We start from the raw sequence: 25787 nt of genomic DNA, 5'->3' as shown, positions 1-25787 counted from the left end.
GGGCCGCGGGCCCCCGGCCCCCCTCAAGCCCGGCCTCCCCCGGCCCCCCCCTCAAGCCCGGCCTCCAGCCCGTCCGGTGTTTGAAGGCCGGGGCCTCCGGGGCAGAGCCCCCGGCCACTTCGCCGACCCCGGCCAAATCAGCCGAAGAAGACGCCCACCTCGGCGTAGAGCGCGGGGTCCACGGTCTTCAGCTTCGAGGTCGCCTCGGCGATCGGCACCCGCACGATGTCGGTGCCGCGCAGCGCGACCATCTTGCCGAAGTCGCCGTCGCGCACCGCCTCGATGGCGTGCAGTCCGAAGCGGGTGGCGAGCCACCGGTCGAAGGCGCTCGGAGTGCCGCCGCGCTGGACGTGGCCGAGGACGGTGGTCCTGGCCTCCTTGCCGGTGCGCTTCTCGATCTCCTTGGCCAGCCACTCGCCGACGCCGGAGAGCCGGACGTGCCCGAAGGAGTCGAGGGTGCCGTCCTTGAGCACCAGTTCGCCGTCCTTCGGCATGGCGCCTTCGGCGATGACGACGATCGGCGCGTACGAGGCCTTGAAGCGGGAGGTGATCCAGCCGCAGACCTGGTCGACGTCGAAGCGCTGCTCGGGGATGAGGATGACGTTGGCACCGCCGGCCAGACCGGAGTGCAGGGCGATCCAGCCCGCGTGCCGGCCCATGACCTCCACGACGAGCACCCGCATGTGCGACTCGGCCGTGGTGTGCAGGCGGTCGATGGCCTCGGTCGCGATGCCGACGGCGGTGTCGAAGCCGAAGGTGTAGTCGGTGGCCGACAGGTCGTTGTCGATCGTCTTGGGCACCCCGACGCACTTGATGCCGTACTCGTCGCTCAGCCGGGCCGCCACCCCCAGGGTGTCCTCGCCGCCGATCGCGATCACGGCGTCGATCTCGTACTTGGCGAGGTTCTCCTTGATGCGGCGGACGCCGTCCTCGGCCTTCAGGGGGTTGGTGCGCGAGGAGCCGAGGATGGTGCCGCCGCGCGGCAGGATGCCGCGCACCGCCGGGATGTCCAGCTGGACGGTGGCGCCCTCCAGCGGGCCGCGCCAGCCGTCCTTGAACCCGGTGAACTCGTATCCGTACTCCTGCACACCCTTACGGACGACGCCCCGGATGACCGCGTTGAGTCCGGGGCAGTCACCGCCTCCGGTCAGTACTCCGACCCGCATGGAATGGTCCCTTCGCCTGGGAGTGACGTACGCGGTCCACGCTAGTGGTGACGTACGTCACTGCGGGATGGGGCGAAAGGTCAATTCGCTTGATCCACAAGGGAGTTGACGGACCGTCGTTCACCCGCACGGGGGACGCCCCGGTCAAGCGCCGTCCACGCTGTCGAGGCCGCGCTCTATCGCGTACCGCACGAGCTCCACCCTGTTGTGGAGCTGGAGCTTGCCCAGAGTGTTCTGCACGTGGTTCTGCACCGTGCGGTGCGAGATGACCAGACGCTCGGCGATCTGCTTGTAGCTCAGGCCCTTGGCGACCAGGCGCAGCACCTCGGTCTCGCGCTCGGTGAGCTGTGGGGCCTTGGGCTCGTCGGCGGTGGCGGGCGCCGGGTCCCGGGCGAGCCTGCGGTACTCGCCGAGGACGAGGCCGGCCAGGCCCGGGGTGAACACCGGGTCGCCGACGGCCGTGCGACGGACGGCGTCGGTCAGCTCCTCGGTGCTGGCGGACTTGAGGAGGTAGCCGAGCGCGCCGGACTTCACCGCTTCCAGGACGTCGGCGTGCTCGCCCGACGCGGACAGGACCAGCACCCTCAACGCCGGGTCGGCGGCGACCAGTTCCTTGCAGACCTGGGCTCCGGGCATGCCCGGCAGATTGAGATCGAGGACCAGGACGTCGGGCTCGACGGCCTGGGCCCTGCGCACCGCCTGCGGCCCGTCGCCGGCCGTGGCGACGACGTCGAAGCCGGCGGCCGCGAGGTCGCGGGCCACCGCGTCACGCCACATCGGGTGGTCGTCGACCACCATCACCCGCACCGTCGCGTCCGCCCGCACCGTGTACTGCTCCGTCATCCGTGCCGTCCTGCCTTCCCCCGTGGGACCTTCAGTTCAACTTCCGTGCCCTGGCCCGGCACGGAGATCAGCTCCGCCGTACCGCCGAGGTCCCGCAGCCGGCCCCGGATCGAGAGGGCGACGCCCATGCGCCCCTCCCCCTCGGCCGCCTCCAGCCGGCCCGCCGGGATGCCGGGGCCGTCGTCCCGCACCGTCACGACCACCTCGTCCCCCCAGTCCTCGACCAGGATCCAGGCCTGGGCCGACTCCCCCGCGTGTCTGCGGACATTGTCCAACGCGGCACTGACAGCGGCCGCCAGCTCCCCGGCCGCCGGGGCCGGGAGCAGCACCGCAGCGCCCGGTTCCGCGAAGGAGACCCGCGATCCGGCGTGCGGGGCCAGCAGCAGGCGCAGATCGGTCCCGGCGACGTCGTCGGGTTCGTCGTCGACCTCCACGGCGCGGACCACGGCGCCGTTCGCGGCGTCCTCGGAGGCCCGCCTGGGCGGCACCAGTCCGCTGGAGACCAGGGTGCGCAGGGCCACTTCCTGCTCGCCGGCCATCCGGCCGAGCTCGGCGGCCTCGCCGCCCAGGGCGCTGCCCCGGCGCTGCACCATGGCGAGCACCTGGAGCACGCTGTCGTGGATGCCGCGGGCGAGGCGCTCGCGTTCGCGGGTGGCCGCCTCGATCTCCAGGGCGCGCGCGAGGGTCGCCTCACTGGCGCGGGCCACCTCGACTATGTAGCCGACCGCGATCGAGGCGATCCACACCAGGATGACGTTGTGGAAGGTGTCCCGGGTGGGGGTGCCGCGTTCCACGATGTTGGCGACGGCCACCAGTGAGGAGGCGAATCCGGCCCAGCGCCAGCCGCCCTTGATGGCGAAGGCGAGGACCGATCCGGCCGCCGCGATGGTCGGCAGCGTCGGACCGTCGACCTGCTGGGCGTTGACGTCGGCGACCGGCGTCAGCAGGATGCCGACGAGCACCACGGCGAGGTCGAGGGAGAGGAACCGCTTGGTGCAGGCGGCCGCGTTGGCCACCCTGGGCAGCGTGGCGAAGTTCCACCCGGTGAGCACCGAGAGGTAGCCGATGCCGACCCAGGGCCGCTCGAACTTCCCGTATCCCGTGGCGAAGATCACCACCGCGTAGAGCGTGGTGAGGACCCGGTAGCCGGTCAGCGCCCGCCACAGCGGCAGCTCCACCGACATCCCCACGACCCGTTCGCGCTTCGCCATCTTCCCCCCACCCCGGACGGACGACCGGCTAGTCGCCGGGGCGTTCCGCCTGCTTGGCCTGCTCCGCCTCGCGGACCCGCTCCGCCTTCTCGACGGCCTTGTGCTCGTCGGCGACGCGCTTGGCCTCATCGGCGATCTGGCGCTTGGCGGCGGTCGCGTAGATGTCGACGTACTCCTGGCCGGAGAGCTTCATGATCTCGTACATGACCTCGTCGGTCACCGAGCGCAGGATGAAGCGGTCGCCCTCCATGCCCTGGTACCGGCTGAAGTCGAGCGGCTTGCCGATCCGGATGCCGGGACGCATCAGCTTGGGGACGACCTTCCCCGGGGGCTGGATCTTCTCGGTGTCGATCATCGCGACCGGGATGACGGGCGCGCCGGTGGCCAGCGCCACCCGGGCGAGACCGCCGGGCTTGCCGCGGTAGAGGCGGCCGTCGGGCGAGCGCGTGCCTTCCGGATAGATGCCGAACAGGCCGCCGTTCTTGATGACGTCGATACCCGCGTTGATCGCCGCCTCACCGGCGCCGCGGGCGCCCGAGCGGTCCACCGGGAGCTGGCCGACGCCCTTGAAGAAGGCCGCCGTCAGCTTTCCCTTGACCCCGGGGGAGGTGAAGTACTCGGCCTTGGCGATGAAGGTGACCTTGCGGTCCAGCACGGCCGGCAGGAAGAAGGAGTCCGAGAAGGAGAGGTGGTTGCTCGCGAGGATCGCCGGACCCTCGGCGGGAATGTTCTCCAGGCCCTCCACCCACGGCCTGAAGGCGAGCTTCAGCGACCCGCCGATGGAGAACTTCATTGCGCCGTAGATCAACTCGGATGCCTTCCTGTGCTTGTCGAACAGACCTTAACCCGTGCCGGGCCCGGCCCTCCCGCGTGACGGCTCTGGTCGGTGTCAGTCCGGTCGCGTACCGTGAAGTACGACTCCCCCGCACAACCCCCGCCCCTGCTCATGAACAGGAGACCCCTGGTGCCGGTCCTCCCTGGAGCCGAGCCGTTCCGCCACGAGGGCGGAGAGGTCGGCGTCCTCCTCTGTCACGGTTTCACCGGTTCCCCGCAGTCGCTGCGCCCCTGGGCCGAATATCTGGCGGAGCGCGGCCTCACGGTCTCGCTCCCCCTGCTGCCCGGACACGGCACCCGCTGGCAGGACATGCAGCTCACCGGCTGGCAGGACTGGTACGCGGAGGTGGACCGCGCCCTGCGCGAGCTCCGTGAGCGCTGCACGCGGGTCTTCGTCTTCGGCCTCTCGATGGGCGGCGCGCTGGCGCTGCGGCTCGCCGCGAAGCACGGCGACGAGATCAGCGGCCTGGTCCTCGTCAACCCGGGCAACAAGGTGCACGGCGCGGCCGCCCACGCGCTGCCGGTGGTCCGCCACTTCGTCCGCTCGACCAAGGGCATCGCCAGCGACATCGCCCTCGAAGGCTCCGAGGAGATCGGCTACGACCGGGTGCCGCTGCACGCGGCGCACTCGCTGCGCAACTTCTTCAAGATCGTGGACGGTGAACTGCCGCAGGTGACCCAGCCGTTGGTGGTTCTGCACAGCCCGCAGGACCATGTGGTGCCGCCGGCCGACTCGGCTCGGGTCCTCAGCCGGGTGTCCTCCACGGACGTCCAGGAGATCCTGCTGGAACAGAGCTACCACGTGGCGACGTTGGACCACGATGCGGAGCGGATCTTCGAGGAGAGCTACTCGTTCATCGGCCGCCTCGCTCCTGACGTCGCGAAGAAGGGGAGCACGACCGGTGGCTGAGCACGACGCGGACCGCGAACCGCAGCCGATCGACGAAGAGGCTGCCTGGGCGGCGATCGTGGCGGGGTACGGCGAGGAACCGGCCGACCCGCCGGGCGCCAGACCGTTCAGATCGGTGGAGGACCTCGCCCTGATCGAGGACGAGCCCGAGGTCGCCGAGAGCCCGGAGCCGAAGCCGGACGCCGGTGCCGACAAGGACCAGGAGAGACCGGCGCTCGGCAGCTCGGTGGTGTTCGCACCCGGCGTGGGCGGCCCCCGCGACTTCGAGCCGTCCGAGCCGTCCGAGGCGTCCGAGGCGTCCGACGACGATGCGGACGCCTCGGACGAGGGCCACTTCGTACCGCCGGAGCCACCGCCGCTGCCGGAGGCCGACGTCACGGCGAAGTTCGCCTGGCTGGGCGTGCTGGGCGGCCCGCTGCTGCTCCTGCTCGCGGCGGTCTTCGGCTGGGACATGACGTGGTGGCTCACCTTCCTGGGCGTGGGCGGCTTCCTGGGCGGCATCGCCACCCTGTTCGCCCGTATGCAACACGACGAGGACGACGACGATCCGGGCCGCGGCGCGGTGGTCTGAACCTCGAACCACGATCGGGCTCCGCCACCTCAAGTCCTCCGGCGGTCAAGCAGCGGGGTCTGGGGGCGGAGCCCCCGGTCACCCCGTCGGTACCCGCAGCGCCGCCAGCACCGGAAGGTGATCCGTGGCGGCGGTCAGGTCGTCCCGCGAAACCAGCCCCAACGGCACGCCGCACCCCAGCACTTCGACTCCCCGGGTGGCGAACACCGCGTCGATCCGCTGATGCGGATCATCCGGTGTGGACGTGAACTCCCCACCCCAGGGCGCCACTTCCCAGCAGTCCTGGAGCGCCCCGGCCAGCCGGGCGAAGCCGCGCCCCCCGGGCCGTTCGTTCAGATCGCCGCCGGCGATCGCGTGCTCCACCCCCATCCCGGCCAGCCGGTCGAGGAGCGCCCCCGTCTGCTCGTACCGCTCGGCCTCCTGAAGGCTGAGGTGGGCGCTCAGGACGCCGATCCTGGCCCCGCCGACGCGTACCACCGCGGTCGCGAAACCGCGCCGGTGCAGGCCGGGGGTGAGCGGGAGCAGCACGTCCTCGGTGCGTTCCACGGTGGCGCGCAGCGAGCAGAGCAGCATCGGGCCCGCGGCGGTGGCGCCGCCGCTGAGGACCACCAGATCGCTCGCCGCGGCGAGGCGTGCCGCGGCCTTGCGCCAGCGGAAGAAGCGGGGCGCTTCCTGGATGAGTACGAGGTCGGGTGCGCAGGCGCGGATCACCCGGGCGAGGGCCGCGTTGTCGTCGCGCATCGAGCGGATGTTGTAGCTGAGCACGCGGATCACGGCCGAGCCGTTCTCCGTCGCGGACGCGGGCAGGCCGTCGGCAGGTGTGGTCATGGCCCACAACGTATGACAGCGCCCGCCGGGTCCGGGACCGGACCGGGCGGGCGCTGCCTTGGCAGGGGTGTCACATGATGGGGTCGGGCTGCCTGGCGAGGTCGGCCGCGCCGACCAGACCGGCCTTGTTGCCCAGTTGGGCCGCGATCACATCGGCGACCGGCCGCCAGTTCCCGCCGACCAGCCAGCGCTTGTAGGACTTGCGGATCGGGTCGAGCACCAGCTCGCCCTCGTCCGAGAGTCCGCCGCCCACGATGAACGCGGACGGGTCGAACAGCGAGGCCAGGTCGGCGAGGCCCGCACCGGCCCAGCGGGCCAGTTCGCGGTACGAGTCGACCGCCACCGGGTCGCCCTGGCGCGCGGCCATCGAGATGTGCTTGCCCTCGATGCCGTCGGGGGTGCCGTTGCCCAGCGCGAGCAGGATCTCGGCCCGCTCGGGGGTGGCGTTGGCGCGCTGCTTGGCGTAGCGGACCAGGGCGCGGCCGGAGGCGTACTGCTCCCAGCAGCCCTGGCTGCCGCAGCCGCACAGCAGGCCGTCCGGCACCATCCGGATGTGGCCGAACTCGGCGGCCACGCCGAAGTGGCCGCGGCGCAGCTTGTTGCCGATGATGATGCCGCCGCCCAGGCCCGTGCCGAGCGTGATGCAGATGACGTTGCGGTGACCCTTGCCCGCCCCGAAGCGGTACTCGCCCCAGGCGGCCGCGTTGGCATCGTTCTCCACGACCACCGGGAGGCCGACGCGGTGCTCGACCTTCTCCTTCAGCGGTTCCTGGCGCCAGTCGATATTGGGCGCGAAGTAGACGGTGGAGCGCTGGCGGTTGACGTAACCGGCGGCCCCGATGCCCACGCCCACGATCTCGTGTCCGGCGCGTGCGCCGTCGACGGCCGAGGCGATCGCGTCCACGATGGCATCGGGCGTGCCGGGAGTCGGCACCTTGTGGGTGGAGAGGATGTTGCCGTCCTCGTCGACCACGCCCGCCGCGATCTTCGTGCCGCCGATATCGACACCGATGGTGAGTCCCATGAATCCCTCAGTTCGGTCGAGCCCCGCTACGGCCAACCGTACCCGAGCCGGGGTGGCGCTCAGCGTGCCGAGTCCGCGTTCACCCGGCGGTGAGCGCAGGTCCCGGCCCCGGCCGCGGACTCAGTCGAGATCGATGTGCTCGGTGCTGCCGGGTCCCTCGTCGCGCTTCGCGTCGTCCGCGGACGTCCATCGGCGTTCGTGGCCCTCGACCGCGGAGCGGTAGGCGGCGAGCAGTTCGTTGCCGGCGGCGGCGAGGTGGTCGAAGACCTCGGGGTTGCGCTCGATGACGGGCTCGACGGCGGACTTCGCCTGGCTGATCAGCTGTTGCACGGCGCTCGACGCGGCCATGCCGGGCAGCGAGGGCTGGACCCCCAGGACGCCGGCGACCTTGTCGGAGACCGCGTCGAGCAGCTTGCGCAGTTCCTCGGCGGCGGATCCCGGCGGGGTGCCGTACTCGGCGCGGCGGCGCGCCTTCTCGGCGGCGAGGTCCTCGGCGCAGGCGTCGGCCCAGGCATCCGCGTCGGGGGCGGGGTGCTCAGTGGCTTCGCTCATGGCGGACTCCAGCGACTGGTTTTCCTACGGATCTGTTTCCTTCGACGTTACCCGAACGGGGGTATACCGTTCAGCGGCCGCGCGGCCACAGCTCGGGATCGGGTGTGAACCGGATGTCCAGGACGCCGTCGTTCAGCCCGGCGCCGGTGACGGTGCAGCGGCGCAGCGCGGAGGGCAGCGGGACGATGCGGCGGAACGGGCCGACGGTGAGCAGGAGTTCGTCGCCGCGCCGCACCAGGGCCAGCCCGTCCTTGACGGCGCCGGGCAGCGCGAGGCGCCACACCAGGACGTCGTCCTCGGCGATGCGGTCCTCGATGGTCCACGCCGGGGCGCCGGCCGCCTCCGCGGGCGCCCGGCACCCGAGCAGCTCCAGGTCGTCGTCACCGCGCGGGTCGCGCCCGAGGTGCGCCACCTCGTGCACGGCGGTGAACTCGCCGGTCAGCTCGTCCAGGTGCTTGCGCTGCTGGGCGACGAGCCCGGCGAGCCAGGGGTCGGGGGTCTCGGCGGGCAGCAGCCGGTTGGCGACCACCACGTCGAGGGCGAGCCGGTGCAGGGCGATGCCGAGCCGGGCGGTGCGCAGGGCGTCGGCCGCGGCGGGCCCGGGTTCCACGACGAGCCGCACCGTCGTGCCCGGGTCCTCGATCACGGCTTGGACGGCGGCCAGTTCGAGGTCCCAGCGGGCCGCGGTCTCGTACAGCCACTGCGCGGGCATGGGCACCCCGGCGAGCTGGGCGAGGACCGGGCGCAGCGAGCGGGCGGCCTGGCGCTCGGGCGGCAGGAGCCGGCGCAGGTAGCGGCGCAGCTGCTCGGGCAGGGCGAGGGCGGCCAGCGCGCGGTCGGTCGGCGGAAGGTCGACGACCAGCAGGTCGGGCTCTCCGGCCGCGGCCTCGCGCAGGGCGCTGAGCAGGGCGAGCTGTTCGGCGCCGGGGAGTTCGGTGAGTTCCTCGGCATCCAGGCGGGAGGCGCCGAGCAGGTCGAGGGCGACGCCCGCGCGGTCCTGGAAGGCGAGGAGTTCGGCGCGGAAGTGCGCGGCCGAGTCGATCCGGCGGACGGTGACGCCGCCGAGTTCGCCGGGCACGCGGTCCGGGGTCAGCAGCGTGACTCGGGTGCCCCGGCGGGCGGCGGCGAGTGCGGTCGCCGCCGCGACGGTGGTGCGGCCCGCGCCGCCGGGGCCGGTGACGAGGACCGTACGCATCAGGCCGCGGAGTCCGCGGGGCCGCTCTCGACGCGCTTCTTCAGACCGGCGAGCGCGCGGTCGATGATGACCTTCTCCGCCTTGCGCTTGATCATGCCGAGCATCGGGATCTTGACGTCGACGGTCAGCTGGTAGGTGACCTCGGTCGCGCCGCCGGGGGCGTCGGCCAGGGTGTAGGAGCCGTCGAGGGAACGCAGCATCTGGGACTTGACCAGGGTCCAGCTGACCTGGTTGCCGTTCCAGGAGTAGGCGAGGGTGTGGTCGTCCTTGATGGCGCCCGCGTCGAGCAGCAGCCGCACCTTCTCGGCGTGACCGGCGGCGTCGGTGGAGAGCACCTCGGCCTCCTTCACCTCGCCGGTCCACTCGGGATAGCGGGCGAAGTCCGCGATCACTTGCATGACGTCGGCGGGGGCCGCCTCGATGGTGATAGACGAGCTGGTGTGTTCCGCCATCGTCGTGGCTCCTCCAGTGCGCGGTCCGGTGGGTCGGAGTCCCCGGCTCGGCCTTGGCCGGGAGCGCGGGGAGGTGTGTGCAGGCTATCGCGTACGGGCCGGACGCCGGTCCAGTGGCCGGATCACCACTCCAGGGCGAACGGCCGGGAGGTGGCCGCGAAGTGGCCGACGTTGATGCACTCGGTGCCGCCGACGCGCATCCGCCGGACCAACGGCTGGTGGACGTGGCCGAACAGGGAGTAGCGGGGCCGGGTCCTGTGGATCGCGGCGAGCAGGGCGCGCGAGCCGCGCTCGAAGCGGCGCGCCACGGTGTCGTACACGAGCTCGGGGACCTCGGGCGGGATGTGCGAGCAGAGCACGTCGACCTCGCCGAGCGCCTCGACCTTCGCGGCGTACTCCTCGTCGGAGATTTCATAGGGCGTTCGCATCGAGGTCCGCAGGCCGCCGCCCACGAAGCCGAAGACGCGGCCGGCTATCTCGATCCGCTGGCCGTCCAGGACGGTGGTGCCCGGCCCCGCGTACTGCGGCCAGAGGTCCGGCATGTCGACGTTGCCGTAGGTGGCGTACGTCGGGTCGGGGAAGGCGGCGAACAGCTCGGCGTACTGGCGCCGGACCGCGGCCTCGATCGCGGCCTCCCGGTCGAGTCCGGCCCACAGCGAACGCCCCAGCTCACGGGCCTCGTCGAAGCGCCGGGCGGTGCGCAGGGCGACGATCTTGTCTGCGTTGTCGACGCCGAAGAGGTCGGGGAAGATGCCGCGCGAGTGGTCGGCGTAGTCGAGGAAGAGGACCAGGTCACCCAGGCAGATGAGCGCGTCCGCCCCGTCGCCCGCCTTGGCGAGGCCCTCGGCGTTCCCGTGCACGTCACTGACCACATGAACTCGCATGGGGGCAACCCTAGGCCGTCGGACCTGCGGTTACTTCCGAGTCCCAAAAGGTGTGGACTACTGTGCGCGAAGCAGTGTCAAACATGTGTGACGCACAGAACATCTGGCCAGAACCCCCTATCGGGAACCCACTACCCATGGGTAACGTCCGGGCAGTCCAGTCGTGCTCGGAGTTCCGCCCCCCACGGAAACCTCCGGGCACCTGCCCGATCTTGGACCGCAGCCGGTGCGTCACACAGAGCCGTGGCACCGGCGCCCGATGAGGAGCAGCAGTCTTGCGCGAGTTCAGCCTTCCGGCCCTGTACGAGGTCCCTTCGGACGGCAACCTGACGGATCTGATCCGCCGCAATGCCGCTCAGCACCCCGATGTCGCGGTCATGGGCCGCAAGATCGCGGGCGCTTGGGCCGATGTCACCGCCCGCCAGTTCCTCGCCGAGGTGCGCGCCGTCGCCAAGGGCCTGATCGCCGCCGGCGTCGACGCCGGCGACCGGGTGGCCCTGCTCTCGCGGACGCGATACGAGTGGGTGCTGCTCGACTTCGCGATCTGGAGCGCGGGCGCGGTCACCGTCCCGGTGTACGAGACCAGTTCGCCCGAGCAGATCCAGTGGATCCTGGGCGACTCCGGCGCGACGGTCGCCATCGTCGAGTCCGAGGCGCACCAGGCGTCCGTGGCCGCGGTCCAGGGCGGTCTGCCCGCCCTCAAGGGCATCTGGCAGATCGACAAGGACGCGGTGGGCCGGCTCACCGCCCTCGGCGCGGACGTCTCCGAGGAACTGCTCGACCAGCGGATGTCCTCGGCGCACGCCGACGACCCCGCCACCATCGTCTACACCTCGGGCACCACCGGCCGCCCCAAGGGCTGTGTGCTGACCCACCGCGCCTTCTTCGCCGAGTGCGGCAACGTGGTCGAGCGCCTCAAGCCCCTGTTCCGTACCGGCGAGTGCTCGGTTCTCCTGTTCCTGCCCGCGGCGCACGTCTTCGGGCGGCTCGTCGAGGTGGCCTCGGTGATGGCGCCGATCAAGCTCGGCTGCGTACCGGACATCAAGAACCTGACCGATGAACTCGCCTCGTTCCGGCCGACGTTGATCCTCGGCGTGCCGCGCGTCTTCGAGAAGGTCTACAACTCGGCGCGCGCCAAGGCGCAGGCCGACGGCAAGGGCGCGGTCTTCGACAAGGCCGCGCACACGGCGATCGCGTACAGCAAGGCGCTCAGCACCCCGGCGGGGCCTTCGGTCGGTCTGAAGATCAAGCACAAGGTCTTCGACAAGCTCGTCTACAGCAAGCTGCGGGCGGTGCTCGGCGGGCGCGGCGAGTACGCGATCTCCGGCGGCGCGCCGCTCGGCGAGCGGCTCGGCCACTTCTTCCGCGGCATCGGCTTCACGGTCCTGGAGGGCTACGGCCTGACCGAGTCCTGTGCCGCGACCGCGTTCAACCCCTGGGACCGCCCGAAGATCGGCACGGTCGGGCAGCCGCTGCCGGGTTCGGTCGTACGGATCGCGGACGACGGCGAGGTGCTGCTGCACGGCGAGCACCTGTTCCAGGGCTACTGGAACAACGCCGCCGCGACCGCCGAGGCGCTGGCCGACGGCTGGTTCCACACCGGTGACATCGGCACCCTCGACGAGGACGGCTACCTCGCGATCACCGGCCGCAAGAAGGAGATCATCGTCACAGCGGGCGGCAAGAACGTCGCCCCCGCGGTGATCGAGGACCGCATCCGCGCGCACGCGCTGGTCGCGGAGTGCATGGTGGTCGGCGACGGGCGGCCGTTCGTCGGCGCGCTCGTCACGCTCGACGAGGAGTTCCTTGGCCGCTGGGCCGAGGAGCACGGCAAGCCCGCGGGGGTGACCGCGGCCACGTTGCGCGACGACGCGGATCTGCTCGCCGAGGTGCAGCGGGCGGTGGACGACGGCAACGCGGCGGTCTCCAAGGCGGAGTCGGTACGCAAGTTCCGGGTCCTCGGGGCCCAGTTCACCGAGGAGGCGGGGCACATCACGCCTTCGCTGAAGCTCAAGCGGAACGTCGTGGCGAAGGACTTCGCGGACGAGATCGAGGCGATCTACACCCGCTGAGCCGCAGCGGGCCCAGGGTCTCGGGGGCTGCCGCCCCCGACCCCCTCCTTTGGCCCCCGGCGCGCGGCCGGGCCACTGCTGCGGCCCATTGCGCGCGGCCGGGCGGCCCCGGGCCCCTTCTCCGGCCATGGTGCGCGGCCGGGCGGCCCCGGGCCGTTTCGCGCCTGAAGGGCGCTCGTCCTCAATCGCCGGACAGGCTGGGGATGCCTGCGTGGGCGGCGCCCAAGAGGCCGGACAGGCTTGGGACCAACCCGGCCCAACAGACCGGACGGACTTCGGACCAACCCTGCTAGGGGCGCGGGGAACTGCGCGACCAGCCACGCACGGCCCGCGGCCGAAGGCGAGTTCAGGGGCGCGGGGCAACCACGCAACCACGCAACCAGCCACGCACGGCCCGCCGAGCCACATGCCCGCCCCCGTGGAGCGGAGCCGTGTGGCTAAAGCAGGCCCTTGAGCTTCTCCGCCAAGAGGTCCCAGCGCCACTTCTCCTCCACCCACTCCCGCCCCCGCTCCCCCATGCTGCGCCGCAGTTCCGCGTCCTGGAGGAGCGTGACGATGCGGTCCGCCGAGTCCTCGGGGGCGCCGCCGCGCACCACCCAGCCCGTCTCGCCGTCGAGAACCGCGTCGGGCGCACCGCCGGAGTCGCCCGCGACCACGGGCAGGCCGGTCGCCGACGCCTCCAGGTACACGATGCCGAGCCCCTCGACGTCCAGGCCGCCGCGCCGGGTGCGGCACGGCATCGCGAACACGTCGCCCGCCCCGTAGTGCGCCGGCAGTTCCTCCCAGGGCACCGCGCCGGTGAAGCGGACGGCGGCCGAGACCCCGGTGTCCAGCGCCAGTTTGCGCAGGCCGGCCTCGTACGGCCCGCCGCCGACGATGAGCAGGACCGTCTCCGGCACCTGCGCCAGGATCGCGGGCATGGCCAGGATCAGCGTGTCCTGCCCCTTGCGCGACACGAGCCGTGACACGCAGACCACGACGGGCCGGTCGGCGAGCCCGAGGCGTTCGCGTACGACGTCGCCGCCGGAGCCGGGGTGGAAGGTCTTCTCGTCGACGCCGGGCGGGAGTTGGACCATGCGGGCCGCGGCCTGCTGGGTCAGCGCGTCCGCGATCCGGGACCGGGTGTACTCACCCAGATAGGTGATCGTGTCCGTACCCTCGCCGATCCGCCGGAGCAACTGCCGCGCGGCGGGCAACTGGGCCCACCCCGCCTCGTGCCCATGGGTGGTCGCCACCAGGCGTTCGGCGCCGGCCCTGCGCAGCGCGGGCCCCATGAGGCCGAGCGGCGCCGCCGCCCCGAACCACACGGAGGAGCAGCCGTGTTCACGCAGCAGGGAGACGGCGCGCCGGGTGGCCCGGGGCGTCGGCAGCAGCATCGTGGTGCGGTCGCGTACGACGGTGAACGGCTGCTCGGCATCGAACGCGGCGGTCGCCTCGATGCCCTCCCGGCTCCGCTTCCAGGTCGAGGCGTAGACGACGATCTGCTCGGGGTCCAGGCGCAGCGCCATGTTGTGCAGGAACGCCTGGATCCCGCCGGGGCGCGGCGGGAAGTCATTGGTCACGATCAGGGTCTTGTGCATCGCCGCCGACAGTACCGAAGACGGCGCACGGAACCGAAAGCCGGCCCGTGGCGCGGCCGCGGATCCGGACGCCCCCGGCCAGGGGCGAGCCGGAATCTCGCGAGGCCGCGGCATGCGGCCCCGCCTCTTGGTCGGCGCGCGGCCGCACCCGGCATGATGGCTGACTCCGACCCCCCGAAACCAGGATGAGACGGGCACCGTCATCATGAGCGTTCCCCGGCGCACCCTCGCCGTGACGGCCACCTGGGCCGCGACCCGCTGTCTGCTGCTGCTCTGCGTCTTCAGGGTTCTGGTGCTGCCGGGTCCGGACGTCACCAGCGATGTCCACGTCATCTACCAGGGCTGGTCGCAGGTCCTCCAGACCGGCACGTACCCGCTGGACGACGTGACCTGGCAGTACCCGCCGGCTGCCGCGCTCGCGATCCTCTCCCCCGCGGCGCTCCCCTTCCTGGACTACGCCTCGGCCTTCTTCGTGCTCGCCTTCCTCGCCGACGCGCTGGTCTTCGGCCTGCTGATGTACGCGGCCGGGCGGCCCGGCAAGTCCCGCGGCGGCGCCTGGATGTGGGCGCTGGGGGTGCCGCTGCTCGGCCCGACCGCGTACGCCCGCTACGACCTGATGGTGACCGCGGTCGCCGTCACGGCGCTGCTCGCGGGCGCCCGCCACCCCCGGGTCCTCGGTGCGCTGGCGGCTTTCGGGGCGCTGCTCAAGGTGTGGCCGGTCCTGCTGCTCGTGCGCGCCCCGCGCCGGGCCTGGACGACCGCCGCCGTCACGGCGGCCGGGCTGTCGCTGGCGTGCGCGGCGGCGGCGCCGGGGGCGTTCGCCTTCCTCACCTTCCAGCGGGAGCGGGGTACCGAGGTGGAGTCGCTGGGGGCGCTGGTCTTCCAGGTGGCCCGGCACTCCGGCTGGCCGGGGCGGGTGCAGCTGAACTACGGCTCGGTGGAGTTCCTCGGCCCGTACGTCCCACTGGTATCCACGCTGGCGCTGGCGCTGAGCGCGCTCGCCCTCGGGTGGCTGCTGCTGTGGCGGATCAGGGCCCGTGGCCCGGTGCGGCCGAGCACCCTGGCGGACGCGGCCTTCACCGCGGTGCTGCTCTTCACCACCACCAGCCGCGTCATCAGCCCGCAGTACCTGCTGTGGCTGGTCGGTCTGGGCGCAGTGTGCCTCGTCTTCCGCCGCAGCCCCATGGTCCTCCCCGGCCAACTGGTCCTGGCCGCGACCGGCGTGACGCTCCTGGAGTTCCCGATCTGGTTCTCCCACGTGGTGGCCGGCGACCGGCTCGGCATCCTGCTCCTCGCCGTCCGCAACGCCCTCCTGCTCACCGCGTCCCTCGTGTCCTGCCACCGCCTGTGGCAGTCGGCGTCCCCCACCCGCAACCCGCTAACCCTGCCCGTTCAGCCGACCCGCACGACCGAGTCGTCCAGCAGCCGCTGACCCCCCACACCCCGCCAAAACCCCGCGACGGCGACACACTGACCGCCCGCGGCCACCGCCATCCCCAGGCAGACCCCCCGGTTTCGGGAGGGGATGCTGCGGATCGCGCGGGCGACGGCGGTCGAGGAGAAGAGGTGGCTCGCCGAGGCGATCGGGCGGCTGGCGGCGGGGTGCTCAGGCCAGTTGGTCGCGTACGTACTCTCGCCACATCGTGGTGAACTCCCCTGGGGACAGGCCGAGTTCATCGGACATCGCCTTTTCCACCGCGCCCTCGCGGTGGGGCTGGTCGCCCACCTTGGTGTAGAAGCGGGCCAGCGTCGCCTCGCTCCAGTGGGACGCGATCAGGCGGCAGGCCAGCCAGCCGCCCTCGTACGCGCGGGCGAGGCGGTCCGCGCCGCCGTCGAAGCCGAAGTCCGCGTCGTCCGGCAGGGCGGCGGGGAGGTCGCCGGCGCGGACCGCCTGCTGGAGTTCGGGGGCGGCCTGCGCCGCGGTGCGGCCGGTGCCGCGGTAGCCGACCCAGTCCGCGTACCCCTCCGAGAGCCACATCGGGGTGGCGGGCGAGGTGTGCGCACGGGTGGCGACATGGGTGGTCTCGTGGGTGAGGACGACCCGGCGGCCCAGGTCGCCGAGGACCGAGTACGCCTCCGGGTTGACGATCACCCGGTCCGCCGGAGCCGCCGTCGAGCCGCCCGCCTCGCCGGTGGTCACCGCCGCTATCCCCCGGTAGGAGGCGGCGGGCGCCCCGAGCAGCGCGGCCATCCCGTCCAGCGAGGCGGGTACGAGGACGACCACGCGGCCCGCCCACTTTCCGGGCCAGGCCGCCGACACCTGGGGCACGGCCGCGTCCGCGGTGTCCGCGATCTGGTGCAGCCGCGCCGCGTCCTGGCCCACCCCGAGCACCAGGCTGTGCCCGCCGCGTACCGCGGTGACCGGGCCCTGCTGCCACAGCATCTGGGCGGCGCCCTTGGCGGGCTGGTCGCCCGCGACGTACCAGTGGCCGTCGCGCTGATCGAGGGTGAGGGAGCGGGCCGCGCTCACGGGGGCGCTGTCGTACCCCTCGATCCGGTAGCGCAGGTCCACCTTCGCGGTGACCGTCCCGCCCTGCCGGGCCACCGAGTCGACCGTGTATGTCCAGGACGCCAGTGGCACCTGCGCGAGGTTGTCGAACTCGGCGCGCTGCGCCGCGCGCAGCCCGGTCGCCGCGGGGTCGACCGCCGCCAGATAGCCGCCCTCGTCGTGCCCCAGGACCGCGGCCGCCCGCCGGTCCAGTACCCGCTGCACCTGGCCCCTGGTCGCGTCCGGCGCCGACCCGGGCGCCGAGCAGCCCGCGGCGAGCAGCAGCGCGGCGAGGGCGCAGCCCGCCGCGCGCCCGCGCCACACCCGTCGTCCACGACCCTGACCTGCCACGCGCCCGATCGTACGGTCAGACGCGGGTGACCGAGGAGACCGGCATCATCCCCACCGGGTCGTAGCGCACCGGCGCGCCCGGGTACGGGGCGTGCACCACCTGGCCGTTTCCCATGTACATCGCGATGTGGCTGGCGTCGTGGCGGTAGGCCACCAGGTCGCCCGGCTTCGCCTCGGAGAGCGGCACCTGGTGGCCCGCGTACCGCTGCTCCTGCGAGGTGCGCGGCAGACCGATGCCGGCCTGGGCGTACGACCACTGCATCAGGCCCGAGCAGTCGAACCCCGAGGGCCCGTTGGAACCCCAGATGTACGGTCTGCCGATCGCCGAGCGGGCCGCCATGACGGCCGCCGCGGCCCGATCGGAGGCGGGCTGGGCGTCGGACAGCTCAGGCAGTTCGGTGCGGCCCGAGCGGGAGGCCCGGTCGAAGGCGGCCCGGTCGGCGGTCGGCAGCGCGTTCAGCATGCGGCGCGCCTGCGCCAGCTTCGACTCCACGGTCCGCTTGTGCCGGGCGACCTCGCTGCGGCTGCGCTCGAGCTCGGCCAGTTTGCGGCGCGCGTCGGCCCGCTGCTGCGCCAGGCGGCGCTGCTCCCGCTGAAGGTCCTGGAGCGCGCCGCTCTGGTGCTCGCTCAGCCGGTCGAGGGCCGCGGCCTTGTCGAGATAGGAGGCCGGGTCGGCGGAGAGGAGCAGCGCGAGCGAGGGGTCGATGCCGCCGGAGCGGTACTGCGCGCCGGCGATCGCGCCGAGCGCGCCCCGCATGCGGTTGATCCGCTCCTGGCCACGCGCGACGGCGTCCTCGGCGTGCTTCACCTCGTCGCGCAGCCGGTCGGCCCGCTCATCGGCCTTGTCGTACTGCTCGGTGGCCTGCTCGGCCTCCTGGAAGAGCTGGTCGACCTTGGCCTGGCCCGAGGCGCCCGACGGGTGCGGGTCGGCGCTCGCCGAGGGTGCCGCGAGGGCTGCCGCCGCCGCCGCGGCCGCGGCCGAAAGAACGGTGACGCGGGCGCTCTGGGTGAGGCCGGACTGCGAGGACCGGCGATGGGACGCCACGGATGCCGCACTCCCTTGCACTGCGTGCGGCCCCCTGCCGCCCGGGTGGGCGGCGAGCCACCGGGGAACCGCACGCCGGACAGTAACCGGGGGCATACCCGCGGGCCAACGACCCCGGCGGCCACACAAAGTGACGCCCCGCCGGAGATCACAGGTCACCGGCGGGGCGTGGCGTCAGCCCGAGCTGTCGAAATTCGCCCGTTCGGGCGGTGTCGGAGGCTGACGGAAGGAAAGGCGGTTCAGCTGACGCGGACGCCGAACTGGAACGGCATGTCGTCCATCGACTCGTAGCGCACCACCGCGCCCGGCTTGGGCGCGTGCAGGACCATGTTGTTGCCCGCGTACAGGGCGACGTGGTGCAGGTCTCCGAAGAACAACACCAGGTCGCCGGGCTTGAGCTGACTGCGGCCGATCTGGGTGCCGGCGTTCGCCTGCTCCTCCGAGGTCCTCGGGATGTCTATGCCGGCCTGGCGGTAGGCCCAGGAGGTCAGGCCCGAGCAGTCGAAGGAGGCGGTGCCGGTGGCGCCGTACACGTACGGCCTGCCGATCATGGTCTGGGCCGCGGCGAGGGCGGCGGCGCCGCGCTGGGAGGCGGGCGCCTCGTTGCCGAGGTCCGCGCGCTGGTTGGAGCGGTTGGCGCGCGCGTCGTCGGCGGCGAGCGAGGCCTTCTCCTGTGCGGTCAGCGAGTTGAGCAGGTTCTGCGCGTCGCTGAGCTTGCCCTGGACTTCCTGCTTCTTGTCGCCGAGCACCTTGCGGGTGTCGGCGAGGTCCTTCAGCTTGTTCTGGGCCTCCTGGCGCTCCTGTGCGAGGGAGCGCTGCTGACCCTGGATCTTCTGGAGCGCCTCGGCCTGAGTGGCGCTCAACTGGTCGAGGGAGCTGGCCTTGTCGAGGAAGTCGTCCGGGTTGGAGGAGAGGAAGAGCGCGAGCGAGGGGTCGATGCCGCCGGAGCGGTACTGCGCCGCGGCCATCGAACCGAGGCCGTCGCGCAGGGTGTTGAGCTCCTGCTGTCCGCGCGCGACCTTGTCCTGGATCTGGCTGACCTGCTGCTCCAGCTGGCTCTGCTTCTCCTTGGCGCCGTCGTACGCCTCGGTCGCCTTCTCGGCCTCGTCGTAGAGCTTGTCGACCTTGCTCTTGACCTCGTCCTTGGACGGTTTCGGGTCCGCGTGGGCGGCCTGCGAGGTGAGGGCAACGGCGGCGGCGGCGGTCGCGGTGAGAACGGTCACGCGGGTGCGGCTCGCGGGCTTGGGTCGACGGTGGGACGCCACGAAGGCGAGCTCCTTCTTCCTCAGCCGCCGAACTCTGCTGACTCGGCGGGACCTTCACGGACACCCCGGGCGAGTGATCAACCACGTGAAGGTACGAGGCCAGACCCTAGTGACCCTCCTGTGATCAGTTCAAATCCTGATCGGAAAAAATACAGTCACCCAGAGCATTCTTTACCGTCATCCCACGCGTAGTAGCGGGCGCTTGACGGAGTGCTCCGCAGCGATCACCCGAATTCGGGCATCAGGCACATGAGTTGGCAGACCGGCCAGAACGGTCGGCAGGGCACGAATGCGTCAGACGCGCGACAGGCGCTTCAGGAGCAACAGGGAGGCGACCGGTCGCGCGCCCGCCTTCGCGACGCCGTCGGCGACTTCCCGGTCCGTCGACACGACCACCACGGGCCGCCCCGAGGGCTCGGCCCGCACCAGCTGGCGGATCAGCTCGTCCGCGGTCACCCCGGGCTTGGAGAACAGCACCCGGACGCCCCTGGGCGGTGCGAGCAGCACCGGAGCCGCCAGTTCCGCGCCGTCGAAGACACAGGTGACCTCGGCGCCGGTCTGCGCGGCGAGCACCGAGAGCCCGCCGAGCAGCCGCAGCCGCTGCTTCTCCAGCGGCATCGTGGGATAGCCGGTCTTGGTGACGTTGTAGCCGTCCACCACCAGGTGCACCTGGGGCAGCGCGAGGAGCTGGTCGAGCAGCGCCGGGTCGGTCTCGGAGAGCGCACGCGCCGCGATGTCCTTGGGCGTCATGGTGCCCGGCGCGACCGCGTCCACGGTGTCGGCGGGGCGCACCGAGGCGGGCGGCAGGGCGAGTTCGCGGCGCAGGCCCTGGGCGCCCTCCAGGACGGTGTCGAGCAGCAGCCGCAGCCGCATGTCCTCGACGGAGCGCCCCTCGCGCACCGCGCGCCGACTCGCCTCCAGGCCCGACTCGGCCTCGCCGAGACGGGTCTTGAGCCGCCGGGCCTCGCTCTCGGCGGCCGCCACCTGGGCGGCGGCCTCGGCCCGGATGCCGTCGATCTCCGAGGTGGTCTTGCGCAGGGCGGCCTCGCCGCGCTTCACATCGCTCAGGGCGCTGCGCAGCTTGCGCTGGAGCGTTTCGGCTTCCTTGCGCGCCGCGAGCAGTTCCGTCCGCAACTGTTCGTTCTCGGACTTGATCTGGGCGCGCGCCTCGGCGAGTTCCTCGCGCAGCCGCTCCAGTTCACGCCGGCCCTCCTCGTCGGCCCGCTCGGCGTCCGCGCGCTGGGCCTCCTCGCCGGCCGCGGCCACCAGCTTCACCCAGCCGGTGGGGCGCAACACATAGGCGGCGGCCGCCACGTCCACGGGGTCGGCGGCCGCGGGCGGCGAACCCGCCTGGACGGCTCCCGCGAGCTCGGGCTGGGACTCCTTGAGCCGCTCGCCGATCCGCTGGCGGAACACCGGGTCGCTCTCCAGGGCGGCGGCCATCGCGTTGCCGGCGAACTTGGCGCGCCGAGTCGGGGTGAAACGGGCGTACTGCCGCAATTGTCCGGGCAGTTCGGCGACGGTCAGGCCGCCGAACGCCTCCGAGACGAAGGCGACGACCCGGCGCCGCACTCCTTCGGGCAGCGGGCGGTCGAGCACCTCGACGGGGCCGTCGCCGGCCGAAGCGGCCGGTTCAGCACCGCTTGCACGCTCCACAATCCGTCACCCCAACTGTCATCCGTGCCGCGTACGGAGCACCCCTCAGGAGGCGCTCGCCGAGTCGGTACCCGGCCGGTCCACCAGCTCGATCTGATCCACCGCGTTGCACCACCGGCAGCGAACCGACTCGATGGTCTCACTGACCACCTCGCGTTCCTCCACCTTGGGCTCTCCAGCGAGGTCCAGATGGACGTACTCGACCACTTTCGACGAGCGGGTGACATCGAAACGGGTGAGGTTTCCGCAGAGCGTGCAGCGCCACCGGGTGTCGGCGGTCGGCTGGGGAACGGTGGTCATATAGTGCCGTCCTCTTTCCACTTCCATGGTCCGGGATCTCGCGGTGCGCCGTCGAACTGCGGGAGTCTGCCCGTAACCCTACGGCCTACCCGCCACCCGGGGACACGGCGAGGCAGTCTGTACCGATAGCCCCTTTTGGGCCATTCTCTCCCCATGGTCAAGTGGCGGGGGGCGGCGATCCTCAAGGGTGCGGTGCGGGGTCCGGCGGTGACGTACGCGCTGATCGCCGCCTGCTGTCTGCTCTTCGTCGTCAGCCCGGCGTCCGGCCTCAACCCGGCATACGGAACCGGCGACGCGATCCTCAGCTCCCAGAGCGACTACTTCGCCCGCTGGGGCGTGATCCCCAGCGAACTCCTCGCGGGCCGGCCACCCGCCCTGCTCACCCCGCTGACCGCCCTGTTCGTGCACGGCAGCTGGCTGCACCTGCTCGGCAACATGCTGTTCCTTTACGTCTTCGGCGTGATGACCGAGGAACGCATGGGCCGGGTGGAGTTCGCACTGTTCTACCTGGCAAGCGGCTATCTGGCCCTCTTCGCGTACGCGGCGGCGCACGCGGGCTCGCAGCAGACCCTGGTGGGAGCGTCCGGGGCCATCTCGGCCGTCCTGGGCGCCTTCCTCTGCCTCTTCCCCCGGGCCCGGGTGACGAGCATCTTCCCGTTCCTGCTGTTCCTGCCGCTGCGCCTGCCCGCCTGGGTCGTCCTCGTCTTCTGGTTCGCCCTGCAGTGGCTGGCGATCCGCAGTCAGGCGGCCGGGCCCGGCGTGGCCTACCTCGCCCACCTCGTCGGCTTCGGCCTCGGCTTCCTCTACGCATGGGCCCGATTCCGCCGGACGGATAGAGTGAAACGCCGAAGGCCCGTGGGACCCGCGGGTGCGGCCGCCACCGAGGGAGAAAGCCAGCCGTGATCACCGCGATCGTGCTCATCAAGACCAGCGTGGACCGGATTCCCGAGATCGCGGAATCGATCGCGGCGCTCGAAAGCGTCAGCGAGGTGTACTCGGTGACGGGTACCTACGACCTGATCGCGCTGGTCCGGGTGGCCCGCCACGACGACCTGGCGGACATCATCCCCGGCAGCATCAGCAAGATTCCCGGGGTCGAGGGCACGGATACGCATGTCGCGTTCCGCACGTACTCCCAGCACGACCTGGAAGCCGCGTTCGCCATCGGCCTGGACTCCTGACCCACCCCCTCGGGGGCTCCGCCCCCGCCCCCCGCGCCTTTCGGCCGCGGACCACGGTCGGCCGCCCGCGCAGTTCCCCGCGCCCCTGACAGCACGCGCCCAAACCGCCCGCCCCCACGCATCTTGACTGGGGGGCCGAAGCCCCCACCAAGGGGCGCGGGGAACTGCGCGACCAGCCCCACACAACCCGCACCCACCCGAAAGCGGGGCCCGGGGCGAAGCCACGAGCGGGGCCGGGGGCGGGGAGCCCCCGGGAAGCGTGGCCCGGCGGGGTCACACTGCCGGGACGCAGCGGCCATCCTCGGTGCGGTACTCCCACTTCGCTCCCTGCGTAACCAGCTCCCGCACCGCCCCCACGAAGCGGGCCACGTGCTCGTCCGGCGTCCCCGCCCCGAAGCTCACCCGGATCGCGTTCAGCGACCGCTCGCCCGGCTCGGCCTCCGGCGCACCGCACTCGCCCGGCTCCTGCGGGTCGCTACCGAGCAGCGTGCGCACCAGCGGGTGGGCGCAGAAGAGGCCGTCGCGCACCCCGATCCCGTACTCCGCCGAGAGCGCCGCCGCGAAGTGCGAGCTGTTCCAGCCCTTGACGACGAACGAGATGACGCCGACCCGGGGCGCGTCGTCGCCGAACAGCGAGAGGACCTTGACCTCCGGCACCGCCGCGAGGCCCTCGCGCACCGTCGCGATCAGGTGCCGCTCCCGCTCGACAAGCGCGTCGAAGCCCGCCTCGGTCAGCGCCTTGCAGGCGGAGGCGATGGCGTAGACGCCGATGACGTTGGGCGACCCGGCCTCGTGGCGGGCCGCCGTCGTGTGCCACTCGACGTCCACGCCGCCGTCGGCGCGCCGCGCGACCTTCTTCGAGGCGCCGCCGCCCGCGAGGTACGGCTCGGCGTCCTGGAGCCAGTCGGCGCGGCCCGCGAGCACGCCCGAGCCGAACGGCGCGTACAGCTTGTGCCCGGAGAAGGCGATCCAGTCGACGTCCAACTCCCTTACGGATACGGGGTGGTGGGGCGCCAGCTGGGCGGCGTCCAGGACGATGCGGGCGCCGTGCGCGTGGGCCGCGGCGGCGAGTTCCTTCACCGGCCACAGCTCACCGGTGACGTTGGATGCACCGGTCACGCAGACCAGTGCGGGACTGTTGGAGCCATCCCCACCCGAACGAAGTTGAGAGCTCGGGGAAGAGTCGCGGTCGGCCAGCGCGCGCTCCAGCGTCTCGACCGCCTGCCGCGGGGTGCGCGGCGCGTCGAGATAGGTGACCCGGGCGTCCCGCCAGGGCAGCAGCGAGGCGTGGTGCTCGGTCTCGAAGACGAAGACCTGGCAGTCGGCCGGGAGCGCCTGGGCGAGCAGATTGAGCGAGTCCGTGGTGGAGCGGGTGAAGACCACCTGGTCGCCGGGGCGGCAGTCGAGGAACTCCGCGACCGTCGCGCGGCTGTTCTCGAACAGGTCGGTGGAGAGCTGCGAGAGGTAGCCGGCCCCGCGGTGCACACTGCCGTAGTAAGGGGCGTACGCGGCGACGTCGTCCCAGACCCGCTGGAGGGCGGGCGCGCTCGCCGCGTAGTCGAGGGCGGCGTAGGTCACCTCGCCGCCGGTGACCAGCGGCACGGTGACATCGCGGCCGAGCACCGGCAGCGGCGCGGCACAGCAGGGGTCGGCGGACTCGTCGACGGCGGTGGCGAGGGTGGTGGCGGAAGCGGCGGGGCGTGCGGACATGGCGGTATCTCCCGGCAGGACAAGGCGAGTTGACTTCGGACCCCGGGCACGGCGGCATGGCCCTGCATCGGGTGAGAGGGCTCAACTGCCTTGCCGTGTACGGGTGTTGGCCTCGAACGCGCAACCCGAAGAAGGGCGGCACGGAGGCTGTGAAGAAGGGGCGGTACGCCCTATCGCATTCGCTTGCTCACGAGACTGCTCCCTTGAGGACCAGGACCCCAGGGCTGTGACATCCGATGATGTCCAGGGGTCCGCGCTTGCCGTAGGCCTTGCTGCCTACGACCTGGTCTTCACCCGGGGCACCCCGCCACGGACGGAGGGTTGCCGGACAGCGAGCCGGGGCCTAAATCGCTGTCACTCATGACCTTGAAGAGCATCCTGCCACACCTGCCGACGTGCGCAAGGCGCAGTCCGCGATCCGGACTGCGCCCTGTGTCACGTCGCCCGCGGTTCACGCGTTGCTGGCCGCGACCCACCGCTCCAGCGCGAGGCGGGCCGCCCCGGAGTCGATGGACTCGGCGGCCCTCGTCATCGCGGCGCCGAGCTGTCCGGCGAGTGGGCCCTCGCCCGGTTCCAGGGCGACCAGCGCGGCCGCCGAGTTCAGCAGCACCGAGTCCCGCACCGGCCCCTGCTCACCGGCGAGGAGCCGGCGGACGATCTCCGCGTTGTGCGAGGGGTCCCCGCCGCGCAGCGCTTCGATGGACGTGATCTCGATGCCGACGTCGCGCGGGTCGAACCGCTCCTCGCGGACGGCGCCGTCGCGCACCACCCACACCCGGGAGGTGGCGGTGGTGGTGAGCTCGTCCAGACCGTCGTCGCCGCGGAAGACCAGCGCGGACGAACCGCGCTCGGCGAGCACGCCCGCCACGACGGGTGCCATCCTCGGGTCGGCGACCCCGGTCGCCTGGGCGCGTACCTTCGCCGGATTGGTGAGCGGGCCCAGCACGTTGAAGGTGGTGCGGATGCCCAACTCCTTGCGGGCGGCGGCCACGTACCGCAGCGCGGGGTGGAAGGTCACCGCGAAGCACATGGTGATCCCAGCCTCCTCGGCCACCTGGGCCACCCGCTTCGGCGAGAGCCGCAGATTGACCCCGAGCTTCTCCAGGACGTCGGAGGCGCCGCTGGAGGAGGAGGCGGCGCGGTTGCCGTGCTTGACGACCTTGGCGCCGGTCCCGGCGACCACGATCGCCGACATGGTGGAGATGTTGACGGTCTTGGCGCCGTCGCCGCCCGTGCCGACGATGTCGACGGTGGGGCCCGGCACCTCGATCAGATGGGCGTGCGCGTACATGGTGCGGACCAGACCGGTGATCTCGGCGACCGTCTCGCCCTTGGCGCGCAGCGCGACCATGAAACCCGCGATCTGGGCGTTCGTCGCCTCGCCGGCCATGATCTGGTCCATCGCCCAGGCCGTCGCGTCCTCGCTCTGGTCGGCGCCGCTCAGCAGCGAGTCCAGGACACCCGGCCAGGAGTAGGCCGCCACGGTGTCGCCTCCGGTGGGGGTAACAGCGCTCATGCTCGCTCCTGGTGGTCAAAAGGACGGGATACCGTCCGCCAGCCTATCGACAGGCGTGCGGCGGTCCGTGCCCGTGCCCGCAGTGCGGACACGGAAAAGACTCCGGCCCGGCCCCCGCGAAGGGGCCGGGCCGGAGCCTCGGTTGTGGCGACC

General features: G+C 72.2%; 24 protein-coding genes and 1 riboswitch. Of the genes, 6 read left to right on the top strand and 18 right to left on the bottom strand.

Going from position 1 to position 25787, the window contains the following annotated elements; genetic code table 11:
- Positions 1-137: 137 nt before the first annotated feature.
- The 4 genes from OG522_RS27095 to OG522_RS27080 form a co-directional block, all read right to left on the bottom strand.
- Positions 138-1166 (bottom strand): 6-phosphofructokinase, encoded by a 1029-nt coding sequence (locus OG522_RS27095; RefSeq protein ID WP_329465612.1) that lies wholly within the window; start codon positions 1164-1166, stop codon positions 138-140.
- A gap of 144 nt (positions 1167-1310) precedes the next feature.
- Positions 1311-2009 (bottom strand): response regulator transcription factor, encoded by a 699-nt coding sequence (locus OG522_RS27090; protein ID WP_329465611.1) that lies wholly within the window; start codon positions 2007-2009, stop codon positions 1311-1313.
- Entirely contained in the window at positions 2006-3220 is a 1215-nt protein-coding gene (gene macS, locus OG522_RS27085; RefSeq protein WP_329465610.1) for a MacS family sensor histidine kinase, read from the bottom strand. The genes OG522_RS27090 and macS overlap by 4 nt, the downstream gene beginning before the upstream one ends.
- A gap of 28 nt (positions 3221-3248) precedes the next feature.
- Entirely contained in the window at positions 3249-4028 is a 780-nt protein-coding gene (locus OG522_RS27080) for a lysophospholipid acyltransferase family protein (RefSeq protein ID WP_329465609.1), read from the bottom strand.
- Between the two features lie 156 nt (positions 4029-4184).
- On the opposite strand from OG522_RS27080, the gene OG522_RS27075 reads away from it, so the two are divergent.
- The gene (locus tag OG522_RS27075; protein ID WP_329465608.1) at positions 4185-4964 is read left to right on the top strand and encodes an alpha/beta hydrolase; all 780 of its coding nucleotides are present in this window, start codon (positions 4185-4187) and stop codon (positions 4962-4964) included.
- Positions 4957-5535 carry a hypothetical protein gene (locus tag OG522_RS27070; protein WP_329465607.1) on the top strand — a complete coding sequence of 193 codons (579 nt, stop codon included), beginning with the start codon at positions 4957-4959 and terminating at the stop codon, positions 5533-5535. Before OG522_RS27075 ends, OG522_RS27070 begins: the two co-directional genes overlap by 8 nt.
- A gap of 78 nt (positions 5536-5613) precedes the next feature.
- Here OG522_RS27070 and OG522_RS27065 read toward each other — a convergent pair whose 3' ends face one another.
- The 6 genes from OG522_RS27065 to OG522_RS27040 form a co-directional block, all read right to left on the bottom strand.
- Entirely contained in the window at positions 5614-6363 is a 750-nt protein-coding gene (locus OG522_RS27065) for an endonuclease/exonuclease/phosphatase family protein (protein ID WP_329465606.1), read from the bottom strand.
- A 70-nt stretch (positions 6364-6433) separates the two neighbouring features.
- A complete protein-coding gene (locus OG522_RS27060) occupies positions 6434-7387 on the bottom strand; it encodes an ROK family glucokinase (protein WP_329465605.1) in 954 nt (317 codons plus the stop codon).
- A 120-nt stretch (positions 7388-7507) separates the two neighbouring features.
- Positions 7508-7939, bottom strand: coding sequence for a DUF5304 domain-containing protein (locus OG522_RS27055; protein ID WP_329465604.1), 432 nt, complete (start codon positions 7937-7939; stop codon positions 7508-7510).
- A gap of 70 nt (positions 7940-8009) precedes the next feature.
- Positions 8010-9134 (bottom strand): ArsA family ATPase, encoded by a 1125-nt coding sequence (locus tag OG522_RS27050; protein ID WP_329465603.1) that lies wholly within the window; start codon positions 9132-9134, stop codon positions 8010-8012.
- Entirely contained in the window at positions 9134-9586 is a 453-nt protein-coding gene (locus tag OG522_RS27045) for an SRPBCC family protein (RefSeq protein WP_329465602.1), read from the bottom strand. Before OG522_RS27045 ends, OG522_RS27050 begins: the two co-directional genes overlap by 1 nt.
- Before the next feature lie 122 nt (positions 9587-9708).
- Entirely contained in the window at positions 9709-10470 is a 762-nt protein-coding gene (locus OG522_RS27040) for a metallophosphoesterase family protein (RefSeq protein ID WP_329465601.1), read from the bottom strand.
- A 275-nt stretch (positions 10471-10745) separates the two neighbouring features.
- On the opposite strand from OG522_RS27040, the gene OG522_RS27035 reads away from it, so the two are divergent.
- On the top strand, positions 10746-12542 hold the full coding sequence (locus OG522_RS27035) for an AMP-dependent synthetase/ligase (RefSeq protein ID WP_329465600.1): 1797 nt from the start codon (positions 10746-10748) through the stop codon (positions 12540-12542).
- Between the two features lie 437 nt (positions 12543-12979).
- Here OG522_RS27035 and OG522_RS27030 read toward each other — a convergent pair whose 3' ends face one another.
- On the bottom strand, positions 12980-14122 hold the full coding sequence (locus OG522_RS27030) for a glycosyltransferase family 4 protein (RefSeq protein ID WP_329465599.1): 1143 nt from the start codon (positions 14120-14122) through the stop codon (positions 12980-12982).
- A 205-nt stretch (positions 14123-14327) separates the two neighbouring features.
- On the opposite strand from OG522_RS27030, the gene OG522_RS27025 reads away from it, so the two are divergent.
- Entirely contained in the window at positions 14328-15554 is a 1227-nt protein-coding gene (locus OG522_RS27025; protein ID WP_329465598.1) for a glycosyltransferase family 87 protein, read from the top strand.
- A gap of 174 nt (positions 15555-15728) precedes the next feature.
- On the opposite strand, the gene OG522_RS27020 is transcribed toward OG522_RS27025, so the two are convergent.
- From OG522_RS27020 to OG522_RS27000, 5 genes are all read right to left on the bottom strand, one after another.
- Complete coding sequence (locus OG522_RS27020; protein ID WP_329465597.1) at positions 15729-16961, bottom strand: hypothetical protein; 1233 nt, start codon at positions 16959-16961, stop codon at positions 15729-15731.
- A gap of 16 nt (positions 16962-16977) precedes the next feature.
- Positions 16978-18006 carry a C40 family peptidase gene (locus OG522_RS27015; protein ID WP_329465596.1) on the bottom strand — a complete coding sequence of 343 codons (1029 nt, stop codon included), beginning with the start codon at positions 18004-18006 and terminating at the stop codon, positions 16978-16980.
- A 239-nt stretch (positions 18007-18245) separates the two neighbouring features.
- Positions 18246-19271, bottom strand: coding sequence for a C40 family peptidase (locus OG522_RS27010; RefSeq protein WP_329465595.1), 1026 nt, complete (start codon positions 19269-19271; stop codon positions 18246-18248).
- 294 nt (positions 19272-19565) lie between these two features.
- Positions 19566-20927: an NYN domain-containing protein gene (locus OG522_RS27005; protein ID WP_385522167.1), complete on the bottom strand. Its 1362-nt coding sequence runs from the start codon at positions 20925-20927 to the stop codon at positions 19566-19568.
- A 45-nt stretch (positions 20928-20972) separates the two neighbouring features.
- A complete protein-coding gene (locus tag OG522_RS27000) occupies positions 20973-21227 on the bottom strand; it encodes a hypothetical protein (RefSeq protein ID WP_329465594.1) in 255 nt (84 codons plus the stop codon).
- 153 nt (positions 21228-21380) lie between these two features.
- Between OG522_RS27000 and OG522_RS26995 the strand changes: the two genes are divergently transcribed.
- Both OG522_RS26995 and OG522_RS26990 read left to right on the top strand, forming a co-directional pair.
- Positions 21381-22130, top strand: coding sequence for a rhomboid family intramembrane serine protease (locus OG522_RS26995; protein ID WP_329465593.1), 750 nt, complete (start codon positions 21381-21383; stop codon positions 22128-22130).
- A complete protein-coding gene (locus OG522_RS26990) occupies positions 22127-22408 on the top strand; it encodes an Lrp/AsnC family transcriptional regulator (RefSeq protein ID WP_329465592.1) in 282 nt (93 codons plus the stop codon). The genes OG522_RS26995 and OG522_RS26990 overlap by 4 nt, the downstream gene beginning before the upstream one ends.
- Before the next feature lie 273 nt (positions 22409-22681).
- Here the strand turns inward: OG522_RS26990 and OG522_RS26985 are convergent, their stop codons facing one another.
- Both OG522_RS26985 and trpD read right to left on the bottom strand, forming a co-directional pair.
- Positions 22682-24118, bottom strand: coding sequence for an aminotransferase class V-fold PLP-dependent enzyme (locus OG522_RS26985; protein ID WP_329465591.1), 1437 nt, complete (start codon positions 24116-24118; stop codon positions 22682-22684).
- A gap of 248 nt (positions 24119-24366) precedes the next feature.
- Positions 24367-24484: riboswitch (SAM riboswitch) on the bottom strand.
- Positions 24485-24569: 85 nt separating this feature from the next.
- Positions 24570-25634, bottom strand: a complete 1065-nt coding sequence (gene trpD, locus OG522_RS26980) for an anthranilate phosphoribosyltransferase (RefSeq protein ID WP_329465590.1) — start codon at positions 25632-25634, stop codon at positions 24570-24572.
- Positions 25635-25787 lie beyond the last annotated feature (153 nt).

Origin of the sequence: Streptomyces sp. NBC_01431, from assembly GCF_036231355.1 — a bacterium.
Classification (GTDB): domain Bacteria; phylum Actinomycetota; class Actinomycetes; order Streptomycetales; family Streptomycetaceae; genus Streptomyces.
This window is presented reverse-complemented; position numbering and strand designations above follow the sequence as displayed.